Origin of the sequence: Pseudomonas sp. Ps21-P2, from assembly GCF_039672565.1 — a bacterium.
Lineage (GTDB): Bacteria > Pseudomonadota > Gammaproteobacteria > Pseudomonadales > Pseudomonadaceae > Aquipseudomonas.
Genome location: NZ_JBDFPL010000001.1, coordinates 744,186 through 762,838, shown reverse-complemented (window position 1 = coordinate 762,838; position 18,653 = coordinate 744,186). Strand labels below are relative to the sequence as shown.

Genomic DNA, 18,653 nt, shown 5'->3' with positions numbered 1-18,653 from the left:
CAACGGTCCTGAAGGCTTCGCCGTGATGGGACTGCTCGAACAAGCAGGCCGGGCAAAGAGAGCGTTGACAGTAATCAAGCCGGGTATGCCATGAATTCAGCTACACCCCTCCACTCTCCAGAAAAAGCACCATCTACCCTGCCCCGCGCCTAAGGCCGCGCATCCATCCCAATGACAAGGACGCCAACACTCATGCAACCAAACAACTCCTACACTTCTTCCGACACCGGCGAGCTGATCGCAAACTTCCGCCAAGGCAAGGCCTTTTTGATTTTCGGCCTGATATTGGCCGCTGTGCTTTTTGGCCTCGCCGCATTCGTGTTCTATCTGAGCACGATTGTGCCAATGGCCCATAACGGCCCGGTAACTCTCCAGACGTCCCGCGGCATGACCCTCAATTTCTCAGGCGAACACGTAGTGTTTAGTTTCACCATAGGCTTGTTGGCCCTTATCGGTCTATGCCTATTGGGTACCACCGCTTGGCACAAGAAGCTGCGCAGTACCGACTACGAAGTTTTTGAAAACGGCATCGTGCGCATTACTAAAGACCAGCGCGACTACACGGCGTTTGCCGAGATAGAGGACCTGTACCTATTCAGCTCCGGGCAAACTGTATTGACCGGCCTGATCACAAACCTGGCCTATCGTCGTAATGCCTCAGAGCCCTTTCATCGAGTGGTTGATACATTGAAAGGCTTCCAGGCATTTCAGGAACTGGTCCGTGACTTACACGTCCGCGCACGCCTGCCGGCTGTGGCCGAAGCGCTGGAGGCGGGCCAGTCGGTCACCTTCAACTGCATCAGTTCAAAGCAAGTCTGGGGCAAGCGAGTAACCGGCAACTTCCTTAAAGTGACAACGGCGCCAATTCTTGTGAGCCGGGACTTCTTCGAGTACCAAGGCAAGAAAGTGCCGGTGTCGTCGCTGCGCACGGTAGACCTCAGCGCCTGGACCGAAAATGTAGTGATCAAGGATGAGAACGGCAAACCCGTATTGTCAACCATCGCCACCGGCATCCTGAGCCATGACCTGTTCCTCAACACGCTTGATGTCGTGTTGGCAGTTGAAGAGCAGGCACGCAAACCAGCCGCTAATGTTTTTGAGATGAACGTCCGATGATGATCTATCGGGGCGCAGGCTGGATGACGTTGTTCACACCATTAGCGATGTTGATGTTAATGATGTGGTTATGGCCGGATTCCAGCGTTAAGCCCGGAAATACATCGCTCATGCAACTCTTGATGGGCTTGGGTATTGGTTCAGCCATCAACGTTGTGCTGGGTTTTGTGTTGAATCGCGAGCTTCACCCCGATGGCGTTCGCCACCACTTCTTTTTTATACCGATGCAATGGCCGGCGCTGTTGATCATGCTGGCCTGCGCAGTGATCGCCTTGTTGAAATAAGCTCACCGACCGCTCGGCAAGGGCGGTCGGGTTTCGACCTGTTCAAGGCTTACACGGTAAGTGGTGTAAGTGTCCCCGTCTTTCAGGTAAAGGTCGCTGCTGTAATCCGAGATGGCTCCTTTCAGCTTGATATGCAGGCCGTTGGGGACAGGTTGGATTTCCACGTCTTTCAAGTCGGTGTCCGAGACCAGGAAGGGCGGGGTCTTGCCCAAATACACCTTCATGGTTTCGTCAGTCGATTCACGATGATCCATGTAGAACTTTAGCCACTTGGGATCTGAAGGGTCCCTCCCCTCCTCCACGATATAAAGCCACTCCCCTGGTATGAAGTTTTGCTTCAGGACTATTTGAGGAGGAAGCTCAGGTTTGTGGATGTAGCCATAGATAAGTGCCCCTCCGAGGCAGACCAGGAAGAAAATCGCGAAGTACTTTTTAAGCCTGAGCTTGAGAGCTTGCCATTCTGTTTTATTCATAGACTTCAACATTTGGCGTCAATGGTTGTCTTGATAAGCGCCCAGCGTGGCGCAGTGACGACATTTGAACAGGTAGGCGGTAGGGCCATGATCCTTATCCAGAGCATTTAAAAACGCTTGCCACTGCGGCCCCTCCTCCAATCCCGTTGAGTCCTGAACGGCGGCGATGGCTGCCGGGCCCATTTCAATCAACTCTTTGTGGCCGGCCTTACCGATGAATTCGGCCGCGTCGTCGCAGTGAGTGAACCAGCATTCTTGCTGCCACCCGCTGAAACCAGGCGTGCGCTGACAGACTTCGGCGATCTGCGCCTCGCTCAGCGTGTCATCGCCATCCAGGCCAACGCTCTCGTCATCGACAAACGTCACGCCCAGGCGCTGGTGCGCACTCCCGTCGGCAATGCACCAAGGGCAGATGCAGTTTTCGTATTCCTCAATGGCGTATACCGGCCCTGCGTATATGTAGCCGCGGGCCTGATTGCAACTCACGCACGTGACGGAAGAAGGTTGCACCGAACCGGTACCGACGGGATCGGGATGGTAGATAAAGCGGGGCAGTGTCATAAACGCATCCTTGGTGATTGCTTAATCGCATTCTTACACGCTAATTGAATCGAGCAAAAAAATGGCGGATTGCTCATCCAGGTGACCATAAATCGGCACATCTCCATGGCGATCAGCGAACACGCGCTTGGCTTGGAAGCACACCTGCGTGAGGAGCAAATTCACCATAGCTAATATCTAGCTTCAAGCTGAGGAGCTCATCCTACCCGGCCGGTACGCATCACCGGTATGCTAGCGGGAGTATGGTCACGTGCCCCGGGTAGGCCTTGGGCCCTGGAAACGAAAGGATTAATCATGCCAGATGCCACCCCCGCTATGAACCGCAGGGAAACCGCCAACAAAAAAAGAGGTGGCCATCCGTGCAATTGACTGCGCAAGGACGTGAACCCAATGACAGATAACCTGGACAATGTGTTGCTGATCGCGCTAGCGGACGGCGCACTCGACAAATTTATCGTCGGCGAGCCTTTCTATTTTCAAGAAGCCAAGGTAGATACCCAAGAACCACAAAACGTGATGGCTGCCTTCAACTTGGTACTCGACTATTGGATGAGGACTAAAGATGAAACGTTTCCCGGCGAATTTGCAGCAGCAATGTTCAAAGCGCTGGAATCCTATCCAGACAAAAATCGAGCGATTTATGCTGTATCCGACTGGATCCAGCATTACTACTATTGCATAACCCAAAAAAAGGCAAATCCAAATGGCAAGTATGGTGAGCTTTTTGAACTGGATACAGCTGGCGTCGCCGGTGCGCTCAAGCACGAACTTGAGGTCAATAAAGCTGACTTGATTACCGATACGAGGTGGGCAGGCGAGTCCTGGAACAGTAGGCAAGGTCTGTGGGAGCCGTTGATGCGCGAGGCGCTAGGCGTGCGGGATAAGTTTGAAGGTCCGGACTTCGTGCCTGATAATCTTTAGCGGGACCTTCGCTCGTGGTACTTTCGCTAAAAGCTTTCACGAAAGCACGCAGGTTTCGTGGAAGCTGATTTTAACTTCACGAGCTGTAAGCTTAGTTGAAATCTTTCACGCCATTATTGATGCTGGCAAATTATCCGCGGATCAATTTATGACCACTCTACTACCGAAAAGAACCTTATGAAATTTACAGACACTTACTTTAATCGCGAGGAGCGCTTTTCCCTAGGTATTGAGGAGTCCTCGGGGAAGTTTTATGCTTCAATTCCGGTAACTAACGGCATGACTGACTATGAAGAATATTACGAGATTAGTCATGCACAGCTGGAACTATTTAAAAAGGACCTTAACGCTGCATTAGCGTTTGTCACGAAATGTCGAAACAGACAACTAGACGAGTTGCTTATCGAAAAGCCTGGAGATGTGAGAGGTTCGCCTGAATGACACTCCCAAGCCAAACATAGTGATGGCAGCAGCTGCTGGAAATGGATAACATCCGGTACCCAGCAGCACGGCGCGGCGTGGTACCTTATTCCTAATCGCGGAGATTGGTCATCCGTCAAACCTATAGGCTCAATCGGGAATTAACCATGAACATTCCAAGACTCAAAGAGCTAGCCATTGCCCTTGAATACCAGCTGTTGATACATTCCAAGATAGATCCTGAAGCCGTGGCTCTTCATGCTGACTTGAAGCCATTATTGATACATGCAAAAGCTGGCACGCTCACGAACCCGCTTGAAGTGCGAGACGTGCCGGGACGTTATCGCTTTACAGAGAGAAACCTCCAGCAGTATCGCGACTTGGAAAATGCATTCGCGGAGTTTTCGATTGAGGCAACAGGGGGAGAGACGCCAGCTTTGAAGTGGCTTCGAGAACAGATGAAGTGACAACCCGCATTCCACCGATACGTGCTAGCTTCAGCTGCACCCTTCCCTTGTCTCGCTTAAAACGACGCGCATGAACGTAAACGTGCTCTGCCCCCGGGCGGGCACCAGAGATCGCAGGAAATTAGCGATGAATATCGAAAAAGTAATAAACACTGCCTTAGAGCTCCAACATTAGCTCGATGAATACTCAAAAATAGATCCCGAAGCTGCTGCCCTCTGTTCCGATTTAAAGCCGTTATTGGAGCTGGCAAAAGCGGGCCACCTATCCGAACCCATTCAGATAGGAGCAGTACCTGGCCACTATCGGTTTACCGAGAAAAATCTTCAACGGTACGGCGAGCTTGAAGACGCGTACGCTGATTTTTCGATCGAGGTGACGGGCGGCGAACCACTGTCGCTGAGCCTATGGATCGAATCTAGGAATAATGGGCAGAACGGTGAGTAAATGCTATCTAGACTGCTCTCGCCATAATGCGAGCGCGCGTGGTAACCACATCGATCAGCCCCACTAGGTCAATACATAGCCATAATCGAAGCTAGGGCCTTAATGCCCTACCCGGTATCAACGGCTGCAGAGGGACACTAAGGAAAGCAGGTTTGCTTCTGTTTCGCTTGGGCCAATGCGTGTACGCCTCAGCGGCGCCCCTTTCTGTCTCCACGTTGTGCTGGGCTTTGTCTTGAGTCGAGAGCTTCACCCCGACGGCGTTCGCCGTATTCATGGATTCAGCTGTAATCGAAAGTAAACAAAACCAAGCGCTCAATTGGCTCGTAGAACATGACGATCAGGTCTGCGCCGGCCGTTCGGTAATGCCAGCCCGGAACGCTCGCCACGTGGAAAAACCGGTTGCCCGCAGGACTCAGCGGATAGACATTCGTGTCGCCGCGGTCTGCATCGATCTCAACGATCTGCATCGGAAACTCGACCGTTTCCACCCAGTTCGCGACCCCATCGACTTCACCGCCCAACTGCGAGACGAACTCGACCGGATAAAGCGGGTCCCCCTGCTCGCGCGCCAGCACCCCGCTGGTGTTAAAGCGCTCGACGGTACTGATAAACGCACTGTGCTGTTCAGCGTAGTGCTGCTCCAAATCTGCTCTCGCGCCTGGATGAGGGTCCGTCAGGTGCGCGTTACCCTCATGCAGAAAAAAATAGCGCGGGTCGCCGCACAAGCGGTAACGCCCGTGCTCAACCGCGAAGCCGATCCAGTTGGTTTTCAGCAAATCACCGTGGTACCCGTCCCACTCGGTCAGCTCGCCAACAAGGCTCTCGTAGGGCTCCAGCGGGCTGAGCATGTGCAGCACGCCCGACCACTCGGGATTTACGGTGCTGATATCAACGCTGAACAAAGGGTGCAGATGGTTGGCCAGCTCCAGTTGATCGGCGACAAACACGTTTTCAATCGGAGGGAACGGCGTCAGGCCGGCGGGGACTTTGGTGAAGTCGGGGGTGCGATCGTTGTTCATCAGAAGTTCTTCCTTGTGGGTCACATGGGTCGAGGGCTTTGACTTAGCGAACACGCGGCTGGCTTTTGCACCATAGCTACGTGCGCAGCAATTCCATACGAACAGTACCGGGCTTCACGCTGTGGCGCTCATCCTACCCGGCCGGCGCGCATCGCCGGTATGCTACCGAGCAGCTTGGTAACGTTGGCCGTGTAGGCTCTGGCCGTTGGAAACCCAAGGATAATCATGATGGATGCGACCCTCACTATGAGCAGCAGCGAGACCACCAAAACAAAAAATAGCGACGGCCATTCATGCAATTGACTGCGCAAGGGGTCAAATCCAATGACAGATAACCTGGACAATGTGTTGCTTATCGCGCTAGCGGACGGCGCACTCGACAAATTTATAGTCGGAGAGCCCTTCTATTTTCAAGAAGCCAAGGTAGACACCAAAGAACCACAAAACGTGCAGGCTGCCTTCGACTTGTTAGTGCTCGACTATTGGATAAAAACCAAGAATCAAACCTTTGCGGTCAAATTTGCAACAGCAATGTTAAAGGCTCTGGACACCTACCCAGACAAAAATCGAGCGATTTATGCTGTATCTTACTGGATCCAGTATTACCAATATTGCCTCATCCAAAAGAAGTCAAATCCAAACGGCAAGTATGGTGACCTTTTTGAAATGGATACAGCTGGCATCGCAAGAGCGCTCAAGCATGAACTTGAGGCCAACAAAGCTGAATTGATTAACGACACGCGGTGGGCAGGCGAGTCGTGGAACAGTAAGCAAGGTCTCTGGGAGCCATTGATGCGCATGGCGTTAGGCGTTCGGGACAAGTTTGAAGGTCCCGACTTCGTGCCTGATAATCTCTAGCGGGACGTTCGTCTATTGGCATTTGCGCCGATTCGAAGCGTGTTTCCATGAATCCGCATCACCCTCAGATCACAGCCTGCGGACTGCGGCCCGAACGCCACGAAGGTGCGGTTACCCAACCATCAGCAGAGCCGTGGCGGCTCGCTTCAACACCACTTGAGCAGCGAGGGCTAGAGGATGACTGAAATCCCGTTTAGACCGGCAACTTGCCGCGGAGCGCTGACCAGCAGGGTCAGCTTTTGTAATGCGCAGGAAGGCAGTTTTGAAGAGGGCCGCGATGAATAAAAACAAACTCCAGGCATCGGCGCGTGAGCTGCAGCGCACGCTAGATAAATGCGCAGTCGTTGACCCTGCCGCAGCGTTACTATCGGGTTCGCTTCAGGACCTTATCGAGCGGGCCGAGCGATGCAGCATTCTTCAGGCGGTGGAAATCGGAGATATCCCAGGCTACAGGCTGCTCTCGGAGACCCATCTCCAAGGCTACAGTGATTTGTCCGAAGCATACGCTGCGTTCTACATTGAGCTTACCGGCGGCGAATCCGACGCTCTCAAAGCCTTCAAAGCGAGACGCGGCAAGTAACACGTTCGAGCTCACTATCTACAAAAGATTTGCACGCACAGCTGCATGCGAAGGAACTCACCATGAGTAACAACAAGCTTCACGCTGCAGCACTCAACCTGGAAACCCATCTCAAGGCGTATGCCGATCTCGATGCTGAGGCAGCGGAGCTATACGCTGAACTGAAGCCTCTGCTAAAGCTCGTCATGGAAGGGGCGATTACGACGCCTTGGGAGTGGGGCCAGATTCCGGGGCGATACAGGTTCAGCGAGCGAGGCCTCCAGGCGTACGAAGCGCTTGAGCAGGCGTTTGCTACTTTTTGCATTGAGCTCACGGGAGGAGAAACGCCGGCCCTGAAATGGATGCGTGAATTCATGTCTCAAAACGACTAGGCGCTGATGGCGTTCGGTTGGCTTGAGCAACGCCCGCTCTCCCCAACCGGCGCACGTCACCGGTATGCTGCCGGCAGTTTTGGTCACGTGGGCCGGGGAGCTTCTGAATCTTGAAAACGGAAGAAAAGTCATGCAGGACGCCACCACGATGAACCGCAGAGAAACTGCCAAACAAAAAATAGAAGCGGCCATTTGTGCCATTGACTGCACCCTGACTGAGCGGCCGCAGGCGATTGTTGAGATCACCACCGTAGATCAGCTCAATCGTTTCAAAGCAGAATTACTGAAGGCTTTGCACCTGATTTTGCGAGGCGAAATTCCAGAACTGATCAGCCATCGTACGCTAGGGATGGCTAGAGTCATTACTGATCAGTAGCCTTACAACCTGTCACTAGGTCTTATCATTATCGAAGCCGAACACGCCTTCGAAGCGACCTAACTGATGTAGTCTCCCTCCAATTAAGCAGCCCGCGCAGACCACGCCGTAAATCACCCTCGTTTACGCGCCACACGCTCACGATGGAGAATTGAATGAACAAGGAACCTGCCAACGTACTTGAGCTTGCATTGCATCACGATGAATTCGACAGATTCCTCGCAGGCGAGCCCTTTTATTTTCTCGAGACCAAAGACGACAACGCCGACCCTCAGAATGTTGTCGTCGCTTTCGATCGGCTGTTCATGCCGCAATTTAACGCCCGTAACGCTTCATTCTCAGCGAGTTTTGTTCAGGCTTTGCTGAAACTGCTCAACCATTATTTAGATCAAAATCGGGCGATCTATATGGCTCAAAGCTGGATCTGGTGCTACTGCTACTGCCTCGCGAATAAAGAAGCGCAGCCAGACGGGCCATATGCAGCGCTGCCCAAGATTGATTTGAGTGCCGTCTCAGATATCCTCAAACGACGCTTGGTCGAACGCAGGGCTGAGTTGACCGCCGACCAACGTTGGGCAGGCGCTGCCTGGAACAGCGAGGCAGGCTTGTGGGATCCCTTGGTGCGCACAGCACACCACGTCCGGGACAAGCTTAACTGCCCTGACTCCGTTCCTGATGGAGCATAATCATTTGAAGGATTGGCACTGGGTCATCGGGTCAGGAGCGGTAACATGAGAGCAATCAGCAAAAGAATGTCTGAGGTACTCGGTGCTCATTGCGCAAGCCCAACCTCTCGCCAGATTGACGAACCTCTGCAGGAGGGATGTGTCATTGAGATTGAGGATCTATTGGTGGATCTCTCCTCCGATCTAGGCGGAGCAGTAGTCTTCACCCGAGGTGCCCAGTTCGTGAGCCAGACCGGGACCTACGACCTGGACATCATCTATGGCCTATCACCCGACGGATACAACATCTTCCAGAGGAACAACATGTATTCCGGCCGAATCCCCGACAAGACCTACACCTTCGGCGAATCGCCCGCGGGCGACCAGTTTTGCATTGCTAAAGCAACTGGGGCCGTTCATTACTGGGCACATGACGCGGCGGGTGTCGACCGGGGATATGTCTTGATTTCTTCCAGTCTGGAAGACTTCCTGAACAGGTTAACGCCAAACGAGACAAGCGATAGCGAAGCGTTGGAAAAGAGTAATCAGATCGTCAGCATCGATTTGTCCTTCTGAGATATCACTCTTTAGGGCGGCTCGCCCAGGTGGCATGGTGAGCGTGAACGAACTGATTTTTCGCGGACCGGGAAAGTGAAATCGGTGATCTGTCCATCGCGATACCTGCCGCGCTTCTGCACAACGTGATCGAGGACACCTGCCGGCATCAATAAGAGGTATCCGCGGATCGAATTTTAAAGACTGATCTATCGCAGAGGACCTTATGAAATTTACAGATATTCACTTCAATCGCGAAAAGCGCTTCTCACTAGGAATAGAAGAATTTTCAGGAAAGTTCTATGCTTCATTTCCGGTGAGAAATGACATGATTGAGTATGAAGAATATTACGAAATTGATCGCGCAGCTTGATCTATTCCAAAGTGATCTGAATGCCGCACTGACGTTCGTTACCAAATGCCGCAACAGACAGCTGGACGAGTTGCTCATACAGAAGCCCGGAACTAGACGAGGGGAAGCTATATAACTCGCCGAATCAATTCACGAATATGGCAGCGTCTTGAGGACCGGAAACGCTTAGCAGCAAGGCTACTCTCTCCCAAGTCATTTACGATGCCAACGACAAAGGTGGTCGAGGCTCATGTGTAAATCATCCCTAAAGGTGACATAGCCATGGCCACTCGTGAACTTGGCCCGACATCAGGTACACATTTAGTGATCTACCCTACCGCGGCGGCGCCGCAGGTTCAGGGTCAAGGTCTTCATGAGGATTCACTAGATCCAGAGGGCACTACAGAGCCAGACGGCCTACTAGCTACGTCAAGTGGGAAACAAAATCAACTATAGTTACTCCAGCATTCTTGTAGAGCCGATTGCCGGAATCCCGTTTGTACCGGGTACCTGCCGAAAGTACTGGGAAATACGGGCTACCATACCCCGAATGGCCTAGGCGTCCGTCGAGGCGCACCTAGAGCCAACCCAGGTGAAAAATCTACTGATCCACCACCTACCGCGCGCTTCGCGGATGCCGTCGATTTCCATAAACGTGTAGCGCCCTGATGTGGTTTTTTCTTTTATGCTCAACGTGCGCAGCGCTCTAACTGAATGACGCAGGTGGTAAAGAATCACTAAAGCGCAGGTCGTCAGGACGACCGCACCAACAACTCCCGCTGCGGGTACCCCAAAGATTTTGACGAAGATACTCGCGACTAATGTGGAGGCACCAGCCAACAACGCAGCCGGATACCTTGCTGACTTACTCTGACTAATTCTCGGCACTACCTTTACCTTGTTTCCACTGTATTCAAACGGATGAAACGACGGTTTTGTGCGCGCAATTATAAAATAAGTAAAAAATACTAAAGCCACGGGTAACAATCCTGCAATGAATGCCTCGGCACTTGCCGGGCCCCACACGTCGGCAGCGGAAGCGTAAGCGGCACTGCCTGCTAGTATGATCAAGAAGCTCAGCACACTGGCTAGGACTGACCACAAATAAAATGTAAACCTCTCACAAAAATAGATCAGGTAGAGAAACCAGCTAAGTTTCAAGAGAAAAACCAGAATATAGGCTGGCCAGAAGAGCGGAACCGCAGAGAGCCCGATAGCCATGGAAAAGACAAGTGCGATAAACGAGACCCAAGCACCGTGCTTGAGATAATCGGAGTCCAAAATCATCAGCCAGTATCCCTTTCAACGCTTCAACGCATTCTTTATCGGTTTGCCTCAACCCATGGATCAATAAATATTCCAACCCAACCCATACCCTCAAGCACAGACTTTGATTGGCTAGAGATCCTGCGTCTGTCGACAGCGCGCAACTCGGCGGTTTCGGATTGGCAGAGCCTGGACGCGATCAGCTGTACGTTCTGCGGCGCGAGAAACGATGCGAGGTGCATGATCATGTAAATCTCCTTTACCCCTTGGGTGAATACGCGAAGAGACAATTCAGCGTGCGCAGAATTACCTTTAATCATGCACCTGGTCACTGGTGCCGGGAACTAATCCACTTGAACAATCTACTGATCCACCAACGGCTGCGGGCTTTACGGATCTCGTCGATTCGCTTGAAGGTGAATGGAGCAGGCATGGACTTCTCCCGAGAACGGAGGGTGCGCAGGCCGCTAATCGCATCACGTTCATAAAGCATGAGGGCAACGCAGCAAAAAAAGACGCCCAACACAGCGACGGCGCTAGACGTCAGTGATGACACAGAGTTGATCAAAAGAGCTGATACCACAGTACCAACACCTGCAATGAGGCCGGGACTGTAATGACTGCTTCGCATAGCGACACGTGAAACCTTGTTCCCATCGGTTTGAAAAGGAAAACTCTTACGAGGAGAAAAATAGACAAATGCGTAGATCAATCCCATCAACGCCACGAGCCCTATATTTGCAACGGCAGCCTGGGATCTCGAAGCGTGCAAATCTACGACAAGCGCGACATGGGCTAGACCCGCCGCAGCGACGCCAAATGAGAATACAAATGACGAAAACATGCCGAGCGTGAAAGATGTGAAACTTTCACACCAGTAAATCATATAGAGAATATATAAAAAGAATAAGGCCACGAAACCGAAATATAGCCAAGTGCATTCAGGAAAGTTAGCAGGCCCAAACGCACCTGCGCCCACGACAAACAGAAAGGTCAATAGGGGACCTCGTTTGATTGTACGCGGGTCTGGATCATACATCGTATTCATTGAACCAGATAACTCCAATCTGCACATTAATGATGAATTCCCGGTCGCACTATCAACGCTTGTAGCGAGCGATAGCTTTTCGAGCAAAAAAATTGCAATCGGCGGCAACTGTCCCCGTAGTTGAATTCCAAGCCTTGCAACCGGCTGCGAAAAGTATTCAGGAAGTCGGACCTCTCATATCTTCGCAGCGCATAAATTACGAAGGAGGTCACAGTCTCAGAATCGTTACAGGCGTCACCGCGAGAAAGGAGACACTTTTGAGCATCTCCCTGTCAACCCGGTGAGTCGATTTTGCGCAGCGTTGAGTATCGTGCTTGGGAGTTCCAGCAGTCCGCCTCGTTGCAGGAAGACTGCGCAGCCAAACGGTCTCTGGATTGTCGAAATGTGTTAGACGCGCACGCATCGGCGAATGGGCACTGGCTTCTGCCCTGCAACTGCCTTCCGGTTCCATCCCGCCTGGCTATCGGATGACGTCAACCCACACCGCGCCGTTTCCGTCGCTATAACCGTTCACAAATCAGCGATGCGAGATACCCACCAAACCAAGTCGAGACGAATCATCGAGCAATCAGTCATCCTGCGACACCCTCCAAGCCGCGATCGACGTGAACCATCTGCTCAAATACCAGCGCCTCCGCGCTTCGCGAATTTGGTCAATTTGCATGAACGTGTAGGGCGTAGGCATTGATTGTTCTTGAAGGCGGAGCGCGCGTAGCCCCCTGATGATGTGCCGAGCGTGAAACAACGCGGCGATGCAAAACGCCTGCAGTCCAACCATAGCGACCATTGCAGCAGTTAAATGGCCGAGTGAATTTATAGTAATACTTGCCGCCAAGGTTGTAGCCCCGGCAACTAACACGGGATTATACGAGGCAACTGATCGCTGTCTATTCTCATACCTCGGCTGAACTTTTAGCCCGTCATATTCGAACGGATGAAAGGATGATCTACCTCTGGCCAGTGCATAGTAGGTCAGCAGCGTGATACCAACCGGGGCGCACCCTAGCAATAACGGCAGAAGACCCTCTTTGCCCCAGATGCTTCCTGCTGCGAGATACGCGACCGAGCAGACTGGTGAACAAAACGCGCCTAAAAACGCCACGACCAGCGAGATCATATAAACGGTAAATCTCTCACAAAAATAAACCAGGTAGAGAGTCCACAGAATCGCCAGCAGCGCCACCACGAGGTACAGATGCCAGAAAAATTCAAGATTTGATGGACCTAGGGCCATCATGGATAAAAGGAATGTTAGCAATGTCCAACTGACCTTCTTGAGATTATGCGCATCAATCATTACCGTTCCCTAGCCCATAAGCACATACATTCATCGTCGATCACTGACGGTTGACCAGACAAAAACTCGACCTCATTCGCACCGCCTTGCTCAACGACAACCAACCTGTGTAAAGCTTTGCGCAGCGAGCTTTATCAGATATTGCATAATGAGGCAGCGCTAAAGCTGCTTTAGCAAGCAAACTGGAGCCCTACGAACGATGACATTCAGCGACACTTACGTAAACCGAGAAGAAAGGTTCTGTCTTGGCATCGAAGAAACCTCAGGCCAGTTCTTTGTGGCTTTCCCTGTTTTCAACGGCTTGATCGAGTACGAAGAATATTACGCAATAGACCAACAGATGTCCGAACGCTTCCACCACGATCTCGCCTCAGCGCTTGAATTCGTCAACCGTTGCCGTCGGCGAGAGATGGACGAGTTGCTGATGCAAAAGCCAGGCTCGAAACGAGGCTTCGCTTGCTAGCATTGCGGCGAATCCAAAGACCATCGTTAGGTACCTCAGCATGAAATTCACCCGGATCCACGTAAACCGAGAAGAAATGTTCTCCCTGGGAGTCGAAGAAACCTCAGGCCAGTTCTACGTATCATTTCCGGTAAGCAGCGGCTTTGTGGACTACGAAGAATATTACGCAATAGACCAACAAATGTTCGAACGCTTCCACCACGATCTCGCCTCAGCGGTTCAATTCGTCAACCGCTGCCGCCGACAAGAGCTGGACGAATTACTGATGCAAAAGCCAGGTTTGAACAGAGGCACCGCGATCTAGCAAACGGCTCCGTACGACAGGGAAACGACCCGTTGAAAAAAGCCATCGACTACATCGATGAAGCCATTGCGATCACGCGCCAGAGGGAGGCATCGTGTCCAGCGTTCCCACTTTACGCAAGCGCGCTGATCCAGCTCGACTTCATCAGAAACGTCTTGCTGGGCACCGAAAAAGACAAGAGCCGCCTGCACAGACTGACCATTGGCGCGTTGGCCGGGAAGGAGTTCGGAGAGACGGATCCGGACCTTGCTGATGCACTCGGCATCGCTTACTACATCGGCAGCCAGATCGGTCGCGGATTGAAAATTCGACTCCCAGACGGCCAGCCCCTCGAAAGCCTGCACCGCCCAGCCCCCCCACTTCAGGAGTAAAACGTTTGCCGTCCACCGACCTGCAGCACCTCTACAACAAAGCCTGGCTGTTCGCCTCCCACGCCCACGTCGGGCAGATGATGAAGGGGTCAAATCTGCCCTACAGCACCCATGTCGCCATGGTCGCCAACGAGTTGATTTTCGCGGACCGCGAAAGTGACATCGGGGATCTGTCCATCGCGATGCCCGCCGCGCTGCTGCACGACGTGATCGAGGACACCGCGATCTCGGAGGAGGCATTGGCTGAAGTGTTCGGCGCCGTTGTCGCATCGACTGTCGCCTGCCTGAGCAAGAACCTGATCGTGCCGTTCTCGGACGAGCGCTATTTCCAGGCGATCGCCGCGCATTCCCGGGAAGCGGCAGCGATCAAGTTATGCGACCGGATCACCAATCTCCAATCCGCGCCATCGACGTGGTCGCTGGAAAAGCGCGCGTCCTATCACGAGGAATCTGCGCAGATCCTGGCAGCGCTTGGGCATACCAATGACTATTTGAAGCGCCGACTCACCGATGCCATGGCGCGCTACAAATCCTGGTACGTCGATGAGCAGCGGGACATCTGAAGACCTCTACGTGAGCAAGGTGAAGCGCCACTCCGGTCACTCCCACAAGTTTTCCGAAACTGGCCAACATATCGGGTCAGCCCACCATGCCGTGGGAGCGAGCTTGCTCGCGAATGGTATTCCAGCCGACGGATATCTGCTGAGTGCACCGGCCTCTTCGTGAGCAAGCTCACTCCCACAGAATCTGCAGTGTGTCCCAGATCTGTGGCCCACATGAGACCAGTCGGGCCTTGCTCGCGAAGCGGTCTAGCCCAAAGGGTCCAGTCAGCCCTTCACTCAGCGCCCGGCTTGAGCTATGGGCCAGACGCAATTTCGACCCTGGCACAACCTCCTCCACCCGTCCCTCGCGCCCCAGAATCGCCCTCAACCAACCTCGCATTTGCATAGCCACGCTCCTTGATAAATACCGTCCCCAAAAACACGTTCGACCCAAGCCAAAGACTCAAGCCGAACCTGCGCAAACTACATCACCCCTCCCCCGAAAAAATCCAATTTCCGCAAAAAAATCCCGAGACTTGCCACCCCCTCCGCCCCACTCGTTTCCACTCATTTTCCTTAGTTGCCCGCTTAGTTCAGATCAGTAGGTGAACCGGTTCACCTTTCCGCGCTTTTCTTTACACCTGCCGAAGGGATCCAATAAAACCCTGCAGCCCTTGATCCACAAGGGCTAGAGCCATTCCGACCACCCCATAAAGTCCCCTAGTAGCCTTGAGACATCATTGCGAGCTGTATCAAATGTGAGAAAAACTTCGCGTCTGTAGGAACTTTCCCACACAATTAACTGCCTGAGCTGACACTGCTGGCTACTAGCTATCGGTGTTCGGCCACGTTTCATGTGCCTAACCTTCGCATTGAGTTTTCGGGATGACTTTCATCCGAATCAGCTTTTCGAGAAGGTGTGCCAGCCGGGCGACGCGATCTCTTCACTATGTTTCGCCGCATTCGCCGCATTGTTGAGAAGGGTTCAGGGACGATGTACCAATGACTCAAACGTTTGACGTAGAAGCACTCATAAAGCTGCGCAGCCAGACCCGGGCTATTTCCGACGTGCTTAAAGCACAGGCGTCCGATTACCTGGCCACGCTGGCGCTGCTGATTCGTCCGCAGAATCTGTTTGGTGAGTACCTCCAGGGTGCCCAGCGCAGCAGTGGTCGGGAGACCCAGCATCACTTCAAGGAACTCAAAGAGCTGTACGACAGGATTGGTTCGGCGTCTCCGTTCCAGTTGGTCAATGAGATGGAAGTGCCGCTGAACCTGATCAGCACCACACCCGAGCTGTTTCCGCTGGAATACGACAAGGTCCTGGCCGACAGCGGTCAGACCATCCGCATCACCAGCCCGACGCGCTGGGTGATCGGGTTCAACTCCTTTGACCTGGCGCGCTTTCGCAGCGTCATCAAAGACCCCAACCGCAGCAGCGCCGAGTTGTACCGTTTCGTCGTGCACTACCTGGTGCTGTTTTACTGCGTCAGCAAATCACCGGGCCTTGGGCGTTTGTTTGACGGCCTGCGGTTTCCGGTGAGTTTTGAGCGACTGAAGGATTTTGGCGACCTGCCGTTCTGCGTGATCAGCTCCCCGGTGCGCTCGACGCTGCCGGACGACTCGGTCATTCGCAGCAGCACGCAGATTGCCGGGAACGCCAGTTTTGAAGAACTGGTGGGCCAGGACAGCATCATGGACATGAAAGATGAGATTCGTCAGCGCCTGCTGATGACGATCGAAGGACTGTAAAGCACTCGGCTCAACGTCGAGCCGACACGCAAAATGACTTGCAGCGAGTTGCTCGCACAGGAGAACACGATGGCGAAGAAGGAAAGTACCCAGCACAAACTCGACCGCGTTCGCGCCCCTCGGGTCCACATCACCTACGACGTCGACATCGGCGATGCTCAGGAAAAGAAAGAGCTGCCCTTTGTCGTCGGCGTGCTGGGCGATTTTTCCGGCAACCCCCTTGAGCCACTGCCCAAGCTCAAGGATCGCAAATTCATCTTCATCGACCGCGACAACTTCAATGGCGTGCTCAAAGGCATCAAGCCGCGCCTGGCCTATCGCGTCGACAACACGCTGGCCAAGAACGGCACGCAGCTGGGCGTCGAGCTCAACTTCAACGCCCTCGAAGACTTCGAACCGCAGAACGTGGTCAAGCAAGTCGAGCCGCTGCGCAAGCTGCTGGAAGTGCGCAACAAGCTTGCCGATCTGCGCAACAAGATGGGCGGCAACGACAAGCTTGAAGAGCTGTTGATGGACGTGTTGCAGAACACCGAGAAGCTGAAAACGCTGGGCAAGGAATTCGGTCGTGAAGCCGCCGTTCCCGCCACCGACGCCAAAGAGTAAGCAGGAGCACGACCATGAACGACAAACAAACCGTGGCCCAGCAGGACACTGATCTGGTTGAAGTGGAAAACTTCGCCCCGCAGTCTTCGCTGCTCGACAGCATCATTTCCGAAAGCCGTGTTGCCCGCTCCGAAACCGAACGCACCCGTACCCGTGATCTGATCGGCGAGCTGGTGGGCCAGGTGCTCGAAGGCGAAATGACGCCAAGCAAAGACCTGATCGCCGTGCTCGATGCGCGCATCGCCGAGATCGATTCGATGCTCTCCGAGCAGATGAACGAGATCATGCACGCCCGTGAATTCCAGCAGCTGGAAGCGTCCTGGCGTGGTCTGAAATACCAGGTCGACCAGACCGAGACCAGCACCACGCTGAAGATTCACCTGCTCAATGCGTCGAAGAAAGACCTGGTCCGTGACCTCAAGGCCTCGTCCGAATTCGACCAGAGCGCGCTCTTCAAGAAGATTTACGAAGAAGAGTACGGCACCTTTGGTGGCGCACCATTCGGCATGCTGCTGGGTGATTACGAGTTCAACCGTAACCCGGAAGACATGTACCTGCTCGAAGAGATCTCCCACGTCGCCGCCGCGGCCCACGCGCCATTCATTTCGGCGGCGTCGCCCGAGCTGTTTGGCTGGGACTCGTTCACCGACATGTCCGGCCCGCGCGACCTGGCGAAGATCTTCGACACCGTCGAATACGCTAAGTGGAAGTCCTTCCGTAATTCCGAAGACTCCCGTTATGTCGGCCTGACCCTGCCCCACGTGCTGGGTCGCCTGCCGTATGGCCCGGATACCACGCCGGTCGAAGAATTCAACTTCGTCGAAAGCGTCGATGGCCGCGACCACAACAAATACCTGTGGATGAACGCTGCCTATGCGCTGGGCACTCGGGTCACCGATGCGTTCTCGCGCTACGGCTGGTGCGTGGCGATTCGTGGCGTGGAAGGCGGCGGTCTGGTGGAAGGTCTGCCGACCCACACGTTCAAGACCGATGACGGCGAAATTGCCCTCAAGTGCCCGACCGAAATCGCCATCACCGACCGCCGCGAGAAAGAGCTCTCCGACCTCGGTTTCATTCCGCTGGTGCACTGCAAGGGCACCGACTACGCGGCGTTCTTCGGCACCCAGTCGACGCAGAAGCAAAAGCAGTACAACACCGACATCGCCAATGCCAACGCCCGTCTCTCGGCGCAGTTGCAGTACATCTTCGCCACCTCGCGCATCGCTCACTACATGAAGGCGATCATGCGCGACAAGGTCGGTAGCTTCGCTTCGCGCAAAGACGTCGAGATGTTCCTCAACAAGTGGCTGTCCAGCTACGTGCTGCTCGACGACACCGCCAGTCAGGAGGCCAAGGCCAAGTTCCCGCTGCGTGAAGCCCGTGCTGAAGTCTTCGAAGTACCGGGCAAGCCGGGTGTGTACAAGGCCGTGACGTACCTGCGTCCGCACTACCAACTGGATGAACTGACGGCGTCGCTGCGACTGGTCGCCGAACTGCCGCAATCCACACGCGGTTAACCGAATCGGGTCTGCCAGGGAGGCAAC

The 18,653-nt window shown here is 53.7% G+C and carries 24 protein-coding genes and 1 pseudogene; 19 read left to right on the top strand and 6 right to left on the bottom strand.

Annotation, left to right across the window (positions count from 1 at the left end; translation table 11 throughout):
• The first annotated feature begins 192 nt into the window (after nt 1-192).
• Together ABEH28_RS03300 and ABEH28_RS03295 are read left to right on the top strand one after the other, a co-directional pair.
• Nucleotides 193-1,116 carry a hypothetical protein gene (locus ABEH28_RS03300; RefSeq protein WP_346629100.1) on the top strand — a complete coding sequence of 308 codons (924 nt, stop codon included), beginning with the start codon at nt 193-195 and terminating at the stop codon, nt 1,114-1,116.
• Nucleotides 1,113-1,400 (top strand): hypothetical protein, encoded by a 288-nt coding sequence (locus ABEH28_RS03295; protein ID WP_074887899.1) that lies wholly within the window; start codon nt 1,113-1,115, stop codon nt 1,398-1,400. The genes ABEH28_RS03300 and ABEH28_RS03295 overlap by 4 nt, the downstream gene beginning before the upstream one ends.
• 2 nt (nt 1,401-1,402) lie before the next feature.
• Here ABEH28_RS03295 and ABEH28_RS03290 read toward each other — a convergent pair whose 3' ends face one another.
• Together ABEH28_RS03290 and ABEH28_RS03285 are read right to left on the bottom strand one after the other, a co-directional pair.
• Complete coding sequence (locus ABEH28_RS03290) at nt 1,403-1,873, bottom strand: hypothetical protein (protein ID WP_346629099.1); 471 nt, start codon at nt 1,871-1,873, stop codon at nt 1,403-1,405.
• An 18-nt stretch (nt 1,874-1,891) separates the two neighbouring features.
• A complete protein-coding gene (locus ABEH28_RS03285; RefSeq protein WP_346629098.1) occupies nt 1,892-2,434 on the bottom strand; it encodes a CbrC family protein in 543 nt (180 codons plus the stop codon).
• Between the two features lie 390 nt (nt 2,435-2,824).
• Between ABEH28_RS03285 and ABEH28_RS03280 the strand changes: the two genes are divergently transcribed.
• The 3 genes from ABEH28_RS03280 to ABEH28_RS03270 all read left to right on the top strand — a co-directional run bounded on the left by ABEH28_RS03280 (nt 2,825) and on the right by ABEH28_RS03270 (nt 4,242).
• Nucleotides 2,825-3,355 carry a hypothetical protein gene (locus ABEH28_RS03280; protein ID WP_346629097.1) on the top strand — a complete coding sequence of 177 codons (531 nt, stop codon included), beginning with the start codon at nt 2,825-2,827 and terminating at the stop codon, nt 3,353-3,355.
• 177 nt (nt 3,356-3,532) lie between these two features.
• Entirely contained in the window at nt 3,533-3,796 is a 264-nt protein-coding gene (locus ABEH28_RS03275) for a hypothetical protein (protein WP_346629096.1), read from the top strand.
• A gap of 146 nt (nt 3,797-3,942) precedes the next feature.
• Nucleotides 3,943-4,242, top strand: a complete 300-nt coding sequence (locus tag ABEH28_RS03270; protein ID WP_346629095.1) for a hypothetical protein — start codon at nt 3,943-3,945, stop codon at nt 4,240-4,242.
• Between the two features lie 723 nt (nt 4,243-4,965).
• On the opposite strand, the gene ABEH28_RS03265 is transcribed toward ABEH28_RS03270, so the two are convergent.
• On the bottom strand, nt 4,966-5,706 hold the full coding sequence (locus tag ABEH28_RS03265; protein ID WP_346629094.1) for a hypothetical protein: 741 nt from the start codon (nt 5,704-5,706) through the stop codon (nt 4,966-4,968).
• Nucleotides 5,707-6,030: 324 nt separating this feature from the next.
• Here ABEH28_RS03265 and ABEH28_RS03260 point away from each other — a divergent pair, with 324 nt between their 5' ends.
• From ABEH28_RS03260 to ABEH28_RS03230, 7 genes and pseudogenes are all read left to right on the top strand, one after another.
• On the top strand, nt 6,031-6,564 hold the full coding sequence (locus ABEH28_RS03260; RefSeq protein ID WP_346629093.1) for a hypothetical protein: 534 nt from the start codon (nt 6,031-6,033) through the stop codon (nt 6,562-6,564).
• Between the two features lie 277 nt (nt 6,565-6,841).
• Nucleotides 6,842-7,144, top strand: coding sequence for a hypothetical protein (locus tag ABEH28_RS03255; RefSeq protein ID WP_346629092.1), 303 nt, complete (start codon nt 6,842-6,844; stop codon nt 7,142-7,144).
• A gap of 62 nt (nt 7,145-7,206) precedes the next feature.
• A complete protein-coding gene (locus ABEH28_RS03250; RefSeq protein WP_346629091.1) occupies nt 7,207-7,515 on the top strand; it encodes a hypothetical protein in 309 nt (102 codons plus the stop codon).
• Nucleotides 7,516-7,537: 22 nt separating this feature from the next.
• Entirely contained in the window at nt 7,538-7,891 is a 354-nt protein-coding gene (locus tag ABEH28_RS03245) for a hypothetical protein (RefSeq protein ID WP_346629090.1), read from the top strand.
• A 155-nt stretch (nt 7,892-8,046) separates the two neighbouring features.
• Nucleotides 8,047-8,577 carry a hypothetical protein gene (locus ABEH28_RS03240; RefSeq protein WP_346629089.1) on the top strand — a complete coding sequence of 177 codons (531 nt, stop codon included), beginning with the start codon at nt 8,047-8,049 and terminating at the stop codon, nt 8,575-8,577.
• A gap of 45 nt (nt 8,578-8,622) precedes the next feature.
• A complete protein-coding gene (locus tag ABEH28_RS03235) occupies nt 8,623-9,132 on the top strand; it encodes an SMI1/KNR4 family protein (RefSeq protein WP_346629088.1) in 510 nt (169 codons plus the stop codon).
• Between the two features lie 205 nt (nt 9,133-9,337).
• Nucleotides 9,338-9,599: pseudogene (locus ABEH28_RS03230) on the top strand (hypothetical protein).
• Between the two features lie 419 nt (nt 9,600-10,018).
• On the opposite strand, the gene ABEH28_RS03225 reads toward ABEH28_RS03230, so the two are convergent.
• From ABEH28_RS03225 to ABEH28_RS03215, 3 genes are all read right to left on the bottom strand, one after another.
• Nucleotides 10,019-10,750 carry a hypothetical protein gene (locus ABEH28_RS03225; RefSeq protein ID WP_346629087.1) on the bottom strand — a complete coding sequence of 244 codons (732 nt, stop codon included), beginning with the start codon at nt 10,748-10,750 and terminating at the stop codon, nt 10,019-10,021.
• 307 nt (nt 10,751-11,057) lie between these two features.
• Nucleotides 11,058-11,726 (bottom strand): hypothetical protein, encoded by a 669-nt coding sequence (locus tag ABEH28_RS03220; RefSeq protein WP_346629086.1) that lies wholly within the window; start codon nt 11,724-11,726, stop codon nt 11,058-11,060.
• Nucleotides 11,727-12,345: 619 nt separating this feature from the next.
• Nucleotides 12,346-13,074: a hypothetical protein gene (locus ABEH28_RS03215; RefSeq protein WP_346629085.1), complete on the bottom strand. Its 729-nt coding sequence runs from the start codon at nt 13,072-13,074 to the stop codon at nt 12,346-12,348.
• Nucleotides 13,075-13,273: 199 nt separating this feature from the next.
• Between ABEH28_RS03215 and ABEH28_RS03210 the strand changes: the two genes are divergently transcribed.
• The 7 genes from ABEH28_RS03210 to tssC all read left to right on the top strand — a co-directional run bounded on the left by ABEH28_RS03210 (nt 13,274) and on the right by tssC (nt 18,626).
• Nucleotides 13,274-13,537, top strand: a complete 264-nt coding sequence (locus ABEH28_RS03210; protein ID WP_192173536.1) for a hypothetical protein — start codon at nt 13,274-13,276, stop codon at nt 13,535-13,537.
• 40 nt (nt 13,538-13,577) lie between these two features.
• Entirely contained in the window at nt 13,578-13,841 is a 264-nt protein-coding gene (locus tag ABEH28_RS03205; protein ID WP_346629084.1) for a hypothetical protein, read from the top strand.
• A 32-nt stretch (nt 13,842-13,873) separates the two neighbouring features.
• Complete coding sequence (locus tag ABEH28_RS03200) at nt 13,874-14,212, top strand: immunity protein Tsi6 family protein (protein ID WP_346629083.1); 339 nt, start codon at nt 13,874-13,876, stop codon at nt 14,210-14,212.
• Between the two features lie 5 nt (nt 14,213-14,217).
• Nucleotides 14,218-14,775, top strand: coding sequence for an HD domain-containing protein (locus ABEH28_RS03195; RefSeq protein WP_346629082.1), 558 nt, complete (start codon nt 14,218-14,220; stop codon nt 14,773-14,775).
• A gap of 981 nt (nt 14,776-15,756) precedes the next feature.
• Nucleotides 15,757-16,506, top strand: coding sequence for a hypothetical protein (locus tag ABEH28_RS03190; RefSeq protein ID WP_065988947.1), 750 nt, complete (start codon nt 15,757-15,759; stop codon nt 16,504-16,506).
• Between the two features lie 69 nt (nt 16,507-16,575).
• A complete protein-coding gene (tssB, locus tag ABEH28_RS03185) occupies nt 16,576-17,109 on the top strand; it encodes a type VI secretion system contractile sheath small subunit (protein ID WP_062387737.1) in 534 nt (177 codons plus the stop codon).
• A 14-nt stretch (nt 17,110-17,123) separates the two neighbouring features.
• The gene (gene tssC / locus ABEH28_RS03180; protein ID WP_065988946.1) at nt 17,124-18,626 is read left to right on the top strand and encodes a type VI secretion system contractile sheath large subunit; all 1,503 of its coding nucleotides are present in this window, start codon (nt 17,124-17,126) and stop codon (nt 18,624-18,626) included.
• The last annotated feature ends 27 nt before the right edge of the window (nt 18,627-18,653 follow it).

Excerpts from the sequence above, each read along its gene's own strand:
- ABEH28_RS03290 (WP_346629099.1), bottom strand. The coding sequence starts at position 1,873 with ATGAATAAAACAGAATGGCAAGCTCTCAAGCTCAGGCTTAAAAAGTAC.
- tssC (WP_065988946.1), top strand. The coding sequence starts at position 17,124 with ATGAACGACAAACAAACCGTGGCCCAGCAGGACACTGATCTGGTTGAA.
- ABEH28_RS03205 (WP_346629084.1), top strand. The coding sequence starts at position 13,578 with ATGAAATTCACCCGGATCCACGTAAACCGAGAAGAAATGTTCTCCCTG.
- ABEH28_RS03255 (WP_346629092.1), top strand. The coding sequence starts at position 6,842 with ATGAATAAAAACAAACTCCAGGCATCGGCGCGTGAGCTGCAGCGCACG.
- tssB (WP_062387737.1), top strand. The coding sequence starts at position 16,576 with ATGGCGAAGAAGGAAAGTACCCAGCACAAACTCGACCGCGTTCGCGCC.
- ABEH28_RS03280 (WP_346629097.1), top strand. The coding sequence starts at position 2,825 with ATGACAGATAACCTGGACAATGTGTTGCTGATCGCGCTAGCGGACGGC.
- ABEH28_RS03285 (WP_346629098.1), bottom strand. The coding sequence starts at position 2,434 with ATGACACTGCCCCGCTTTATCTACCATCCCGATCCCGTCGGTACCGGT.
- ABEH28_RS03275 (WP_346629096.1), top strand. The coding sequence starts at position 3,533 with ATGAAATTTACAGACACTTACTTTAATCGCGAGGAGCGCTTTTCCCTA.
- ABEH28_RS03250 (WP_346629091.1), top strand. The coding sequence starts at position 7,207 with ATGAGTAACAACAAGCTTCACGCTGCAGCACTCAACCTGGAAACCCAT.
- ABEH28_RS03190 (WP_065988947.1), top strand. The coding sequence starts at position 15,757 with ATGACTCAAACGTTTGACGTAGAAGCACTCATAAAGCTGCGCAGCCAG.
- ABEH28_RS03240 (WP_346629089.1), top strand. The coding sequence starts at position 8,047 with ATGAACAAGGAACCTGCCAACGTACTTGAGCTTGCATTGCATCACGAT.
- ABEH28_RS03265 (WP_346629094.1), bottom strand. The coding sequence starts at position 5,706 with ATGAACAACGATCGCACCCCCGACTTCACCAAAGTCCCCGCCGGCCTG.
- ABEH28_RS03225 (WP_346629087.1), bottom strand. The coding sequence starts at position 10,750 with ATGATTTTGGACTCCGATTATCTCAAGCACGGTGCTTGGGTCTCGTTT.
- ABEH28_RS03295 (WP_074887899.1), top strand. The coding sequence starts at position 1,113 with ATGATGATCTATCGGGGCGCAGGCTGGATGACGTTGTTCACACCATTA.
- ABEH28_RS03215 (WP_346629085.1), bottom strand. The coding sequence starts at position 13,074 with ATGATTGATGCGCATAATCTCAAGAAGGTCAGTTGGACATTGCTAACA.
- ABEH28_RS03235 (WP_346629088.1), top strand. The coding sequence starts at position 8,623 with ATGAGAGCAATCAGCAAAAGAATGTCTGAGGTACTCGGTGCTCATTGC.
- ABEH28_RS03260 (WP_346629093.1), top strand. The coding sequence starts at position 6,031 with ATGACAGATAACCTGGACAATGTGTTGCTTATCGCGCTAGCGGACGGC.
- ABEH28_RS03270 (WP_346629095.1), top strand. The coding sequence starts at position 3,943 with ATGAACATTCCAAGACTCAAAGAGCTAGCCATTGCCCTTGAATACCAG.
- ABEH28_RS03210 (WP_192173536.1), top strand. The coding sequence starts at position 13,274 with ATGACATTCAGCGACACTTACGTAAACCGAGAAGAAAGGTTCTGTCTT.
- ABEH28_RS03300 (WP_346629100.1), top strand. The coding sequence starts at position 193 with ATGCAACCAAACAACTCCTACACTTCTTCCGACACCGGCGAGCTGATC.